Below are 11955 nucleotides of genomic sequence, written 5' to 3'. Positions count from 1 at the left end.
GTCGTGATCCTACTGCAATACGAAGTTAGTGAAGAGCGCCTGCTCGACCACGACTTTGCCGAGTTCTTTCTGGGCCACTTCCTGCACGCTGGCAGTGACCTTCTGGCGCAGCATTTCCTGGCCGACTGGCGTGGCCAGGCTGTCGAAGCTCTGCCCGGAGAACAGCATCACCAGGTTGTTGCGGATCACCGGCATATGCACCTTGAGGGCATCCAGGTCCGCCTGGTTGCGCGCCAGCAAGGTGATGCTCACCTGCAGGTAGCGTTGACGACCATTCTGGTTGTAGTTGGCGACAAAGGCCGGAAGCATCTGCTCGAAGATTGCCGGTTGCTTGACGTTCGTGGCAGTTTCGGCGGTGGGCGCCGGTTTACTCGCACTGCTGTGCATGATGTACCAGGTGCCGCCCACCGAGGCACCGATCGCCAGGAGCAGGCCCAGCACAATCAACAGGATCAGCTTGAGCTTGCCTTTGCCTGCGGGGGGAGTTGCTGCGTCGTCGCTCTTCGCCATGCCAATAATCCGTCACTATTCGGGGATTCGTAGATCTATGGCAAGGCAAGAGCAAGTGTTATGCCAGAGTTGTCTGGCAGGCGCAGGAAGATGATCGTTCCCACGCTCTGCGTGGGAATGCATCTTGTGACGCTTCGCGTCACCGTGTGCAATGGTCGAAAACATCGCCGACTTCGGGACGTGGAGCGTCCGGGGCGGCATTCCCACGCAGAGCGTGGGAACGATCAGCCACTGACCGGGTTTGAGCAGGAAGTCAGGCGTAGTAGTCGACGGCGCTGGAGCCGATCACGCTCTGGCTCACGGGCGCTGCCACTTCGGCCACATCCACAGGGCCACCGGCGTCGCCGCTGTCAGCGCGCCTGCCGCTGCTACTGACGCCTCGCGCCTGGCTCTGCTGTTGCTGCTGGTCCTGGCCCCGCGACTGGTCGGAGACATTCACATCCACCTGCCCCATGCCCTGCTGGGCAAACATCTCGCGCAAACGGCCAGACTGGCTTTCCAGCGCTTCACGCACCACCGCATGGCCGCTCATGAAGTTGACCTGGGCCTGCTGGTCCGCCGTCATGTTGACCTTGATGTCCAGGCGCCCCAGCTCAGCGGGCTGCAACTGGATCTCGGCCGACTTGAGGTTGGCGCTGGACAGGTACATTACGCGGTTGACCACCTCCTCGGTCCAGCCGCTCTGGTGCATGGCCAGGGGCGCATTGGGGACGGGCGGCAAGGCATTCGCGGTTTTCGGCGTGGCCGCCTGGGTCAGCGCAGCCAGGCGGTTGGCGAAGTCATCCACACGGGTGTCGCTGCTGGCGTTCTTGAGGTCCTTGAGGCCGTCATCGATCAGCGCGCCGAAGGCCTTGTCGCCTCCCTGGTCGGTGCTGTCCTTGGTGGCTTGCTGGTCGACCATGTTGGCCAGGCCGGCGGCAAAGCTCTGCGCGGCGGTCGGCTGGTCCTGAGTGGTGGGCGCGGCTTTCTGCGGCGCCTGGCTGCTGGCCGAGACATGACCGCCCTGCTCCATCGCCAGGCGCACGGCCGGCATCGAATCCAGCGGGTCGGCCTCAGGGTCGAAGGTTGGCTGCTTGGGCTCCTCGGTTACCGCGATGAGCGGCTGGGCGTTGTCATCTGCGGCCGTGACGGCAGGCGCTTGTACCGGTACGGGGACCGCCACAGGCGTCACGGTGGCAACCAGCGCCGGGTCGGCAACCGGTTGCAACGCCAGGGACGGGTCGGCAGGTTGCTCACCCTCAGTGTCAGCGCTGTCGTCGCTTTTGGCCGGCTTGGCAGGCAAGGGATTGCCGCTATCGGCAACCGCTGGCGCGCTGGCGGCAGGTTTATCGTCGCCGGCGGCCGGTTTGGCGCTGGCATCAGAAGCCTTGTCGCGCACCGGTTTGGCTGGCGCGTCGTCGCTCTTGGCCTGCGGCTTGGCAGCTTGCTTGGCAAACACTTGAGCGAAGCCAGCGCCCTTGTCCCGCGGAGCCGCAGGCGCTACGGCAGGCGTGGCGGCCGGCGCTTGAGGCTTGGCCGCAGCGGCAGCCTGAAGAAGCGAATTGGGAGCGACTGGCATAAGTAAGGGTCTCCACTGCATGGGGTCGGGAATGCAGTCTGTGGAGGTAGAGCAAGAGTCGGGCCAAGTCAGGCCAATAAAATATCAAACCCCAGAAAACCGCTCCCGTTCATGCTCATAAAGCGGCCGAACCAGCGCAAACTCACGATCAATCTGATCCACCAACGCCCCCAAGTCGGAAGCAGACTTGAAGGACTCGGTCTCCAACCGCTCACACAACGTTGCCAACCGCAGCGCCCCCAAGTTGCCACTACTGCCCTTGAAGCTGTGTGCGATGCGCCCCAACGTCTTGGCGTCGTCCCGCGCCTTGCGCAGCGCTTGCACGCGCTCTTCAGAATCATGCAGAAAGGTGTCCAGCAGCGTGGGGTATTCGCTTTCCATGACTTCCTGCAAACCCGACAACACCTCGGGGTCCATATGAATCTCAGCCACTTGCTCGCTCCTTGATCAAGAATCGGCGGATTATGCCAGAGCCGCCCAACAAAACTCCACGCAGACAGTGCGCCCGCCATCGGACCAGCCTACAGCGCTGCTCAGTTGACGCACCAGGCTCAGTCCCCGACCAGACAGACGGTCGATGTCCACGGGGCGCGCCAGCTCTTGCTCCACATCAAAACCCTGCCCGCTGTCTTCGAGGCGCAAGGTCAGTTTGCCGCCCTTGTCGGTGGGCACCACCTGCATATGCACGCGCACATAGCCGCTGTCCAACTGCGCCAGGCGCTCATGGCGCTGGCGATAATACTGCGCAAACCCTTGGGCATCGCGCTTGAGGCGTGAGTCCAGGCCCAGCACGCCATGCTCCAGCGCGTTGGAATACAACTCGGCCATCACACTGTAAAGCGCCCCGCTCTGCTCGCGCAGGCCGTGGATCTCCAACAGCAGCTGCAGCAGGTACGGCAGCGGGTTGTAGGTCCTGAGCGTCTGGGCGCGGAATTCGAAACTCACCGACCAATCCAGCGGGCACGACTGGCCGCTGTCGGCATACATCGATTCTGCCGCCCGCAAGGGTTGGCCCGCCTGCAACGTGATCTCGACCATGCTGACGTCATCGCGCGCCTGGCCGCGAAAGGCCGCCAGGGCCTGCTCGATGTCCTCGAACAGGCGGTCGGGCTCGCGGTTGGCGGCGAACACCTGCTGCAAGCGCTCGGCACCGAACAGTTGATCGTTGGCGTCAGCGGTGTCCAGCACGCCGTCGGAGAGCAGGAATACCCGGTCGCCCAACGCCATGGGCCAGACCTCGGTGCTGTCATCGAACGCCTCTGCCGACAACACCCCCAACGGCAGGTGCCGCGACATCAATGGCGTGCGCCTGCCCGTGGCGACTTCATGCACGTAGCCTTCGGGCATGCCGCCGTTCCACACCTCCACCGCACGCCGCTGGGCGCTCAGGCACAGCAAGGTGGCACAGCAGAACATGTCTACCGGCAGGATGCGCTTGAGCTTGGCGTTCATTTCCCGCAGGGTCTGCGTGAGGCCGTAGCCCTTGGCGGTCATGCCGTAGAACACCTCGGCCAGGGGCATGGCACCGATAGCGGCCGGCAAGCCATGGCCAGTGAAATCCCCTAGCAGCACGTGCATATCGCCGGACGGTGTGTAGGCCGCCAGCAACAGGTCACCGTTGAACAACGCATAAGGCGATTGCAGGTAGCGGATATTCGGCGCGGCGTTGATGCAACCGGAATGGGCGACCTTGTCGAACACCGCCTTGGCCGCCCGCTGCTCATGCATCAGGTGTTCGTGATGCCTGGCGATCAGGTCACGCTGTTGCAAAACCGTGGCTTGCAGGCGGCGCAGGCGGTCCATGGCGTTGATCTTGGCCGCCAGGATCAAGGGGTTATAGGGCTTGGGCAGAAAGTCATCGCCGCCGGCGTCCAGGCACTGGGCCAGGGCTTCGCTTTCGCGCAGCGACGTGAGGAAGATGATCGGCACCAGCGCCTCCCCCGCCAGTTGCTTGATCTGCCGCGCGGCTTCAAAGCCATCCATGACCGGCATCAGTGCGTCCATCAACACCAGTTGCGGACGCTCGCGGGCAAACACCTCAATCGCTTCGGCGCCATTGCTGACAGTCAGCGCCTGATGGCCTTGGCGGCGGATGATGCTCGCCAGCAACAGGCGGTCGGCGGCGCTGTCTTCGGCGATCAGGATGGTCAGCGCCTCCAGGACAGGGGCCAGGGCGCTCAATTGATATCGAACAGTTTGTCGAAGTTGGAGATGGCGAGGATCTTGCGCACGTCGTTGCTGCTGTTGATCACTCTGACTTCGGCGTCATCACCGCCGGCATGATCCCGTAGCAACAGCAGCATGCCGAGGGCTGAACTGTCCATATAGGTGGCATCCTTGAGGTCGACGATATAGGTCTCGGGGACCTTGTAGAAACGCTCGTAGGCTTCCCGAAACGCCTGGTGGCTGCCGAAATCGAACCGGCCCTTGATTGCGATCGTCAACTTCTTCCCGTCCAGGGATACTTCTGACTCGACTGACATGTGACTGCTTCCTTGTCATTGCACTAGACACAAGGTGTAGCAGTTGAAGCGCATCTGAGCAACACAGTGAATCAACTGTGGGAGCTGGCTTGCCTGCGGTGGCGGCGTGTCAGCCACTGAATCTTTAACTGAACCACCGCCATCGCAGGCAAGCCAGCTCCCACACTGGATTTGTGGTGCCGGTTAGAACTGTTCTGGGCGGGGAAGGCGCTGGGACAATTCATCGAGCAGTTTTTGCTCGCGCTTGTCTTCGATGGCTCGCGCTTCGTCGATGTAGCGCTGCACCAGCTTGCGCAGCCCCTCGACCCGGGCAAACGCCTGTTGCCAGGCCTCGCGGGCTTTGTCGAGGTTGGCCTCGTGCCAGGCCAGGCTCTGGCGTTGCTGGCCGACGGCGGTTTCAAGCTGATTGAGAAAGCCCTGGTACCCCATCAACCACTGGCCGGAAACACCCTGGCTGCCGCGCTCGATCCACTGTTGTTGGTACTCGCCACGAAAACGCTCCAGGTCGCCCAGCTTGCTTTGGGCCAACCGCACCTGGCCCTGGAAGTAACCCAGGCGCTGTACGGCGGCTTTCTCGGCCTTTTCGGCCATGTCCACCACCGGGGCCAGGCGTGCGGCGCGGCTGTTGGCCATGGATTAGCCGCCCGGCGCCGGGGCGAAGATGGACTGCAAGTGCGACTGGCTCTCGCCCATGGTGATCTTGTCGTTGAGACCCTGGCGCAGGTAAGTCACCAGTTGCGGCTGCAAGGCGATGGCCAGGTCAGTGTCGCGGTCGCCACCGGCCACATAGGCGCCGACGCTGATCAGGTCACGGCTTTGCTGGTAGCGCGACCACAGCTGCTTGAACTGCTGGGCACGGGCCATATGCTCCGGCGTGACCACCGCCGGCATCACCCGGCTGATGGACGCTTCGATATCGATGGCTGGGTAATGCCCCTCTTCCGCCAGGCGCCGCGACAGCACGATGTGGCCGTCGAGCACGCCCCTGGCCGAGTCGGCAATCGGGTCCTGTTGGTCGTCGCCTTCAGACAACACGGTGTAGAACGCGGTGATCGAGCCACCGCCGGCTTCGGCATTACCGGCACGCTCTACCAGCTTGGGCAGCTTGGCAAATACCGACGGGGGGTAACCCTTGGTCGCGGGCGGCTCACCGATGGCCAAAGCGATCTCGCGCTGGGCCTGGGCGAAACGCGTGAGGGAGTCCATCAGCAACAGGACGTTCTTGCCCTTGTCGCGAAAATATTCGGCGATGCGCGTGCAGTACATCGCCGCACGCAGGCGCATCAACGGTGCATCGTCTGCCGGAGAAGCGACGACAACAGAACGCTTGAGCCCTTCTTCACCGAGGCTGTGCTCGATGAACTCCTTCACTTCGCGGCCCCGCTCGCCGATCAGCCCCACCACGATGATGTCGGCCTCGGTAAAGCGCGTCATCATGCCCAGCAATACCGACTTACCCACGCCGGTACCGGCGAACAGGCCCAGGCGCTGGCCGCGACCGACCGTCAATAAACCGTTGATGCTGCGAATGCCCACATCCAGCGGCACGCTGATGGGGTTGCGCTTGAGCGGGTTGATGGTGGGGCCGTCCATCGGCACCCAGTCTTCGGCCTTCATGCCGCCCTTGCCGTCCAGCGCACGGCCGGCACCGTCGAGTACGCGGCCCAGCATGCTCATGCCCATGGGCAGGCGGCCGGTGTCGGCCAGCGGTACCACGCGGGCGCCGGGGGCAATGCCGGTGAGGCTGCCGACCGGCATCAGGAAAATCTTGCTGCCCGAAAAGCCCATCACCTCGGCTTCGACTTGCACCGGGTGGTAGCTGTTGTCGTTTATCACCAGGCAGCGGCTGCCCATTGCGGCGCGCAGGCCCTCGGCTTCGAGAGTCAGGCCGACCATACGCAACAGGCGCCCTTCGAGGACCGGCTGGCCGGGCAACTCCGTGGCCTCGGCGTAGCTGCCCAGGCGCTTGGCGAAGCTCGTGCGATCAAGGCGCATCGGTGGCGTCCAGGTCAACGCTCAGGTCCGGCTCGGCGGGGTGCAGGGCTTGTTCATGCAGTTGATCGAACAACTTGGCCATGATCTGGCTGATACGGGTTTCCACCGTTGCATCGATGCGGCTGTGCTCGGTTTCGACACGGCAACCACCGGGCTGCAACGAAGCGTCTTCGACGATGCGCCAGGTTTCTTCATGACGCTCGCGCAGGGCTTTGACCTGTTCGAAATCCTGCGGATTGATGTACAGCCGCACATTGCCGACGCCCAGGGGCAGCAGCTTGAGGGCTTCACGCATCACGCCTTCGATCTGGCTGGAATCGAGCACCAGCTCGCGCTGGATCACCTGACGAGCAATGTGCTGCACCAGGCCAACCATGGATTTTTCCAGCTGCGAGTCCTGTTCGGCGATAGGGTCGAACAGGTTGCCCATCAGGCGCTCCAGGCTACCCAACTTGGTGGCCAGCGCCGCTTCGGCCTCCTGGCGAACCTTGAGGGTGGTGCTGCGAAAACCGTCTTTTTCCCCCGCCGCGAAGCCTTCGTTGTAGGCCTCCTGGCGAATGGTTTCCAACTCTTCGAGGGTCAGTGGCTGGACTTCATCCAGCGGCACTTCTTCCATCTCTGCCGGAGGTTCTTCAACCGGTTCAGGCTCGGGCTCCGGCACATGGGGGTCGAAACTGGGCAGCGACCAGATGTCGAAGCCGCCGACATCCCGCGCGCGAATCAGATCGCTGGGTGCCTCATCTTTATTCGACATGCAAGGCGCCTTAGATCATTTCTTCGCCGCCCTTCCCGCCGAGAACGATTTCTCCGGCTTCGGCCATACGGCGGGCAATGGTGAGGATTTCTTTCTGGGCGGTTTCCACGTCGCTGACGCGCACCGGGCCCTTGGCTTCCAGGTCGTCGCGAAGCAATTCGGACGCACGCTTGGACATGTTCTTGAAGATCTTTTCTTTGACGTTTTCGTCCGAGCCCTTGAGCGCCAGCACCAGCACGTCCGAGGACACTTCGCGCAGCAGCGCCTGGATGCCGCGGTCGTCGACATCGGCCAGGTTGTTGAACACGAACATCAGGTCTTCGATCTGGCCGGACAGGGTGTCGTCGATCTCGCGGATCGAGTCCATCAACTGGCCTTCGACTGAGCTGTCGAGGAAGTTCATGATGTCGGCTGCGCGCTTGATGCCACCCAGGGTGGTGCGCGAGGCGTTGGAATTGCCGGAGAACTGCTTCTCCAGAATGGTGTTGAGTTCTTTGAGCGCCGCCGGTTGCACAGTGTTCAGCGACGACACACGCAGGATGATGTCCAGGCGCACTTTATGGTCGAAGTGGCCAAGCACTTCGCCGGCCTGGTCCGGGTCCAGGTAGGCCACCACGATCGCCTGGATCTGCGGGTGCTCGTAGCGGATCACGTCGGCCACTGCCCGCGGCTCCATCCACTTGAGGCTATCCAGGCCGCTGGTGTTGCCACCCAGCAGGATGCGGTCGATCAGGCCGTTGGCCTTGTCTTCGCCCAGGGCCGAGGTGAGCATCTTGCGAATGTAGCTGTCGGATCCGACGCCCAGGCTGGTCTGGTCGCCGACGATCTCGACGAACTCGCTCATCACCTGCTCGACTTGCTCGCGGTGCACATTGCGCATCTGCGCCATGGCCACGCCCACTCGCTGGACCTCTTTAGGGCCCATGTGGCGCAGCACTTGGGCAGCGTCGGTTTCACCCAGGGACAGCAGCAGCACGGCGGCTTTGTCGACCCGGGACAGCTTGGCCACAGCGGCTCGATCATTCATCTGCGTTAATCCACTCTTTCACGACCTGAGCCACACGGCCCGGGTCTTCTGCCACCAGACTCTTGATTGCGTTCAACTGAGCGTCATAGCCTTCGCTCGGGCTTGGCAACAGGATGCTTTGCGGGCCGCCGAGGCTGACGCGGTCGTTGGCCAGTTCGCCGTCCAGGCCGCCCATGCCACCCAACTCGACGTCACCACCGGCCAGCGCCAGTTGCTTCTTGCCGCCGCCGGTGATGTTGTTGAGCACCGGGCGCAATACGCCGAACACCAACACCAGGATGAACAGCACCCCCAGCACTTGCTTGACGATGTCCCAGAACCACGGCTGGGTGTAGAACGCCGGGTCGGCGATCACTTCACCGCGCTCGGCGGAGAACGGCATGTTGATCACGCTGACGCTGTCGCCACGGCTGGCGTCGAAACCAACGGCGTCCTGCACCAGGCGGGTGAAGCGCGCCAGTTCGTCAGCCGTCCACGGTGCACGGGTCACCGCGCCGTCCGCTGGGTTGACCTTGACTTGGTCATCGACCACCACCGACACCGACAGGCGATTGATCTTGCCCTGCTGCTGCTTGGTGTGGCTGATGGAACGGTCGAGTTCGAAGTTCTTGGTGGACTGGTTACGCTTGTCCGCAGGGTATGGCGCAAGCATCGGCTGGCCGGTGGCCGGGTCCATGATCTGCTGGCCGTTGGCGTCCAACAGCGGCTGGCCAGGCTGGATCGCGCCAGCCGTGGCGGCGGCGCCACCAGTGGTTTGCGGTGCCGAGGCCGGCGCGGGTGGCTGGTTGCTCAGGGCGCCTGGCACACCTTGGGGGCCATTGCTGGCGGTGCGTTGTTCGCTGGTGGACTGCTCGCTGCGCAGGGCCGGCTGGTCCGGGTTGAACTGTTCGGAGGTGGATTCGACGGCGCTGAAGTCCACGTCGGCCGACACTTCAGCCTTGTAGCGGTCGTTGCCCAGTACCGGTTGCAGGATGTTATGCACGCGCTGGGTGAGCATGCTTTCCATGCGGCGGCTGTAGTCGAACTGCTTGCCGGCCTGGGTCAGCGCGGAGTTTTCGGCCATGTCGGACAGCAGGTTGCCCTTTTGGTCCACCACGGTGATTTGCGACTTGCTCAATTCGGGAACACTGGTGGCAACCAGGTTGACGATCGCCAGTACCTGGCCAGGCTCCAGGGAGCGGCCAGCAAACAGCTCCACCAAGACCGAGGCGCTGGGCTTGCGTTCGTCACGCACGAACACCGAGCTTTTCGGAATCGCCAGGTGCACACGGGCGGCCTTGACGTTATTGAGGCTGGAAATGGTGCGCGCCAGTTCGCCTTCCAGGCCACGACGATAGCGGGTGGCTTCCATGAACTGGCTGGTGCCCAGGCCCTGGTCCTTGTCGAGGATTTCAAAACCAATGTTGCTGTCGGACGGCGCCACGCCAGCGGCGGCCAGTTTCATCCGCGCGCGGGCTACGTCATCAGCCTTGACCAGCAAGGCGCCGGAGTTGGGCTCCACGGTGTAGGCGATGTCGGCGGCGGCGAGGGTTTCCATGATCTGCTTGGAATCCATGCCCGACAGGCTGCCGTACAGGGGGCGGTAATCGGGTTGCTGCGACCACAGCACCACGGCAAAACCAATCGCCACGCTGGCGGCCAGGCCCACCATCAGGCCCACCTGACGCAGCATGGTCATTTCCGAGAGGTTTTCCAGGAACGACAGGCCAAACAACGGCGGTTTGCCGTCGGCCTTGGCGGGGAGGTTGTCGGAGACTGCTTCAGCCATGACTTAAATCTCGTCCTTAAACCGGCATCTGCATGATGTCTTGATACGCCTGAACCAGCTTGTTACGCACTTGGGTCAAGGCCTGGAAGGACACACTGGCCTTTTGCGAGGCGACCATCACATCGGTGAGGTCCACGCCGCTTTTACCGATCTCGAAGGCCGTCGCCAACTGGCTGGACGCCTGCTGGGTATCGCTGACTTTATTGATTGCCTGACCGAGCATGTCGGCAAAATTGCTTTGGCCCAATTCCGGCGCTGGCGCGACGGATTTCGGTTGAGCCATGGCGTCCATTTGCATGGCGCGCATATCCAACATCAACCGATTGAACTCAATACCCTGGCTCATGACCTTCTCTCTCCGACGACCCGCAATTTTTTGACACTACGCAGCGGTTACTAGGGGTGGTAGCAACAAGGGTGCCAGCTCTGTGACAACTCGTAAGAAAAGGCGACAAAGCTTGTCGAACTTGTTACCGGTCATGTGGCGAAAAGATACGCTTCCACATCCGTACCGGCGTCGCGCATCTGCGCCAGCTTGTAGCGCAAGGTGCGCGGGCTGATGCCCAGGCGCTCGGCCGCTTCTTTGCGACGGCCGCGCTCGGCGCGCAGGGTGTCGATGATCATCTGGAATTCACGGCGGCGCAGGTCATCGCCCAGGGCACCGGCTGATTCCGCCTCGGCGACCACTGGAGCCGGGGCCAGGCTCGGCAACGGCGCAGCGCCATTGCCCATGGCCAGGCAGAAATCCTGGGGCTGGATCAAACCGCCCTGCTGCAAAATCAGCGCACGCTGGATCGCGTTGTCCAGCTCGCGCACGTTGCCCGGCCATGGGTAACTGACCAGGCACGCCTGGGCCTCGGGCGATAAACGCGCCTGGGCATGCTTCATTTTTTTGACGTGGTTGTTGAGAAGACGCTCGGCCAGGGGAATGATATCCGCCGGCCGCTCACGCAATGGGCGCCAAGCCAGCGGGAACACCGACAACCGGTAAAACAGGTCTTCACGGAAGCGCCCCGCCGCCACTTCGCCCGCCAGGTCGCGGTTGGTGGTGGCAACCACGCGGATATCCAACTGGATCGGCTTGCGTGCGCCCACGCGCTCCACTTCACGCTCCTGCAATACTCGCAGCAACTTGGCTTGCAGGCCCAGGGGCATTTCCGAGATTTCGTCGAGCAGAATGGTGCCGCCGTCGGCTTGTTCGAACTTGCCGGCCTGGGCCGCGATGGCGCCGGTGAACGAGCCCTTTTCATGGCCAAACAAGGTGGCTTCCAGCATGTTGTCGGGGATCGCCGCGCAGTTGATCGCAATGAACGGTTGTTTGGCACGGCCCGATTGCTGGTGGATATAACGCGCCAGCACTTCTTTACCGGTGCCGGACTCGCCGGAAATCAGCACAGTGGAATCACTGCGCGCCACCCGCGCCGCCAGTTCAAGCAACTGCGCGCTGGCCGGTTCAAAGGCAATCGGGCCATCGCCGTCGGCTGCGGGCATCACGCCCAGGGCATGCCGGGCGACCAGTTCGATCAAAGCCTTGGGCTCGAACGGCTTGACCAGGTAATCCGCCGCGCCCTGACGCATGGCATCCACCGCCCGCTCCACCGCGCCATGGGCGGTCATCAGCAGCACCGGCAGCTGCGGCTGGCGCACCCGCAGCAGGCCGAGCAACTGGTGGCCGTCCATGCCGGGCATGTTGACGTCGCTGACCACCAGGCTGAAGGTTTCCTGCTCGACCGCCTCCAAGGCTTCCTCGGCAGAGCCGACCGCACGGTAGTCATGGCCCGCCAACAGCAGCGTGTCAGCCAATGCTTCACGCAGGGCGCGATCGTCTTCCACCAATAAAACCTTGATAGCCATCATCCT

12 protein-coding genes are annotated in these 11955 nt (G+C 62.9%); all 12 read right to left on the bottom strand.

The annotated features are described in order from the left end of the window. Window positions 1-9 precede the first annotated feature (9 nt). Window positions 10-510, bottom strand: coding sequence for a flagellar basal body-associated protein FliL (fliL, locus tag GIW79_RS07540; protein ID WP_019818373.1), 501 nt, complete (start codon window positions 508-510; stop codon window positions 10-12). Window positions 511-763: 253 nt separating this feature from the next. Further along, the gene (locus GIW79_RS07535; protein WP_236455261.1) at window positions 764-2068 is read right to left on the bottom strand and encodes a flagellar hook-length control protein FliK; all 1305 of its coding nucleotides are present in this window, start codon (window positions 2066-2068) and stop codon (window positions 764-766) included. An 84-nt stretch (window positions 2069-2152) separates the two neighbouring features. Then, a complete protein-coding gene (locus GIW79_RS07530) occupies window positions 2153-2500 on the bottom strand; it encodes an Hpt domain-containing protein (protein ID WP_014719347.1) in 348 nt (115 codons plus the stop codon). A gap of 30 nt (window positions 2501-2530) precedes the next feature. Then, a complete protein-coding gene (locus tag GIW79_RS07525; protein WP_236455259.1) occupies window positions 2531-4249 on the bottom strand; it encodes an ATP-binding SpoIIE family protein phosphatase in 1719 nt (572 codons plus the stop codon). Continuing rightward, on the bottom strand, window positions 4246-4551 hold the full coding sequence (locus GIW79_RS07520) for an STAS domain-containing protein (protein WP_034126788.1): 306 nt from the start codon (window positions 4549-4551) through the stop codon (window positions 4246-4248). The genes GIW79_RS07525 and GIW79_RS07520 overlap by 4 nt, the downstream gene beginning before the upstream one ends. 183 nt (window positions 4552-4734) lie before the next feature. Then, a complete protein-coding gene (gene fliJ, locus GIW79_RS07515; RefSeq protein ID WP_003192954.1) occupies window positions 4735-5184 on the bottom strand; it encodes a flagellar export protein FliJ in 450 nt (149 codons plus the stop codon). 3 nt (window positions 5185-5187) lie between these two features. Then, window positions 5188-6546, bottom strand: a complete 1359-nt coding sequence (fliI, locus tag GIW79_RS07510) for a flagellar protein export ATPase FliI (RefSeq protein ID WP_034126786.1) — start codon at window positions 6544-6546, stop codon at window positions 5188-5190. Then, window positions 6536-7300 carry a flagellar assembly protein FliH gene (gene fliH, locus GIW79_RS07505; RefSeq protein WP_014719350.1) on the bottom strand — a complete coding sequence of 255 codons (765 nt, stop codon included), beginning with the start codon at window positions 7298-7300 and terminating at the stop codon, window positions 6536-6538. The genes fliI and fliH overlap by 11 nt, the downstream gene beginning before the upstream one ends. Window positions 7301-7310: 10 nt before the next feature. Then, window positions 7311-8327 carry a flagellar motor switch protein FliG gene (gene fliG / locus GIW79_RS07500; RefSeq protein ID WP_003192957.1) on the bottom strand — a complete coding sequence of 339 codons (1017 nt, stop codon included), beginning with the start codon at window positions 8325-8327 and terminating at the stop codon, window positions 7311-7313. Next, window positions 8320-10095 (bottom strand): flagellar basal-body MS-ring/collar protein FliF, encoded by a 1776-nt coding sequence (gene fliF, locus GIW79_RS07495; RefSeq protein WP_014719351.1) that lies wholly within the window; start codon window positions 10093-10095, stop codon window positions 8320-8322. The genes fliG and fliF overlap by 8 nt, the downstream gene beginning before the upstream one ends. Before the next feature lie 16 nt (window positions 10096-10111). Then, window positions 10112-10441 (bottom strand): flagellar hook-basal body complex protein FliE, encoded by a 330-nt coding sequence (gene fliE, locus GIW79_RS07490; protein ID WP_003192959.1) that lies wholly within the window; start codon window positions 10439-10441, stop codon window positions 10112-10114. A gap of 131 nt (window positions 10442-10572) precedes the next feature. Next, entirely contained in the window at window positions 10573-11949 is a 1377-nt protein-coding gene (locus tag GIW79_RS07485; RefSeq protein ID WP_236455257.1) for a sigma-54-dependent transcriptional regulator, read from the bottom strand. Window positions 11950-11955: the final 6 nt, after the last annotated feature.

It is taken from the genome of Pseudomonas sp. PA-7-1E (assembly GCF_021605325.1).
Taxonomy (GTDB): Bacteria; Pseudomonadota; Gammaproteobacteria; order Pseudomonadales; family Pseudomonadaceae; genus Aquipseudomonas; species Aquipseudomonas fluorescens_BV.
Note: the sequence above shows the minus strand (reverse complement) of the source record. Positions and strands in the feature narration are given on the sequence as shown.

Bases quoted from the DNA above. Each gene is read 5' to 3' on its own strand.
- fliL (WP_019818373.1), bottom strand. From the start codon at position 510: ATGGCGAAGAGCGACGACGCAGCAACTCCCCCCGCAGGCAAAGGCAAG.
- GIW79_RS07535 (WP_236455261.1), bottom strand. From the start codon at position 2,068: ATGCCAGTCGCTCCCAATTCGCTTCTTCAGGCTGCCGCTGCGGCCAAG.
- GIW79_RS07520 (WP_034126788.1), bottom strand. From the start codon at position 4,551: ATGTCAGTCGAGTCAGAAGTATCCCTGGACGGGAAGAAGTTGACGATC.
- fliJ (WP_003192954.1), bottom strand. From the start codon at position 5,184: ATGGCCAACAGCCGCGCCGCACGCCTGGCCCCGGTGGTGGACATGGCC.
- fliI (WP_034126786.1), bottom strand. From the start codon at position 6,546: ATGCGCCTTGATCGCACGAGCTTCGCCAAGCGCCTGGGCAGCTACGCC.
- fliH (WP_014719350.1), bottom strand. From the start codon at position 7,300: ATGTCGAATAAAGATGAGGCACCCAGCGATCTGATTCGCGCGCGGGAT.
- fliG (WP_003192957.1), bottom strand. From the start codon at position 8,327: ATGAATGATCGAGCCGCTGTGGCCAAGCTGTCCCGGGTCGACAAAGCC.
- fliF (WP_014719351.1), bottom strand. From the start codon at position 10,095: ATGGCTGAAGCAGTCTCCGACAACCTCCCCGCCAAGGCCGACGGCAAA.
- fliE (WP_003192959.1), bottom strand. From the start codon at position 10,441: ATGAGCCAGGGTATTGAGTTCAATCGGTTGATGTTGGATATGCGCGCC.
- GIW79_RS07485 (WP_236455257.1), bottom strand. From the start codon at position 11,949: ATGGCTATCAAGGTTTTATTGGTGGAAGACGATCGCGCCCTGCGTGAA.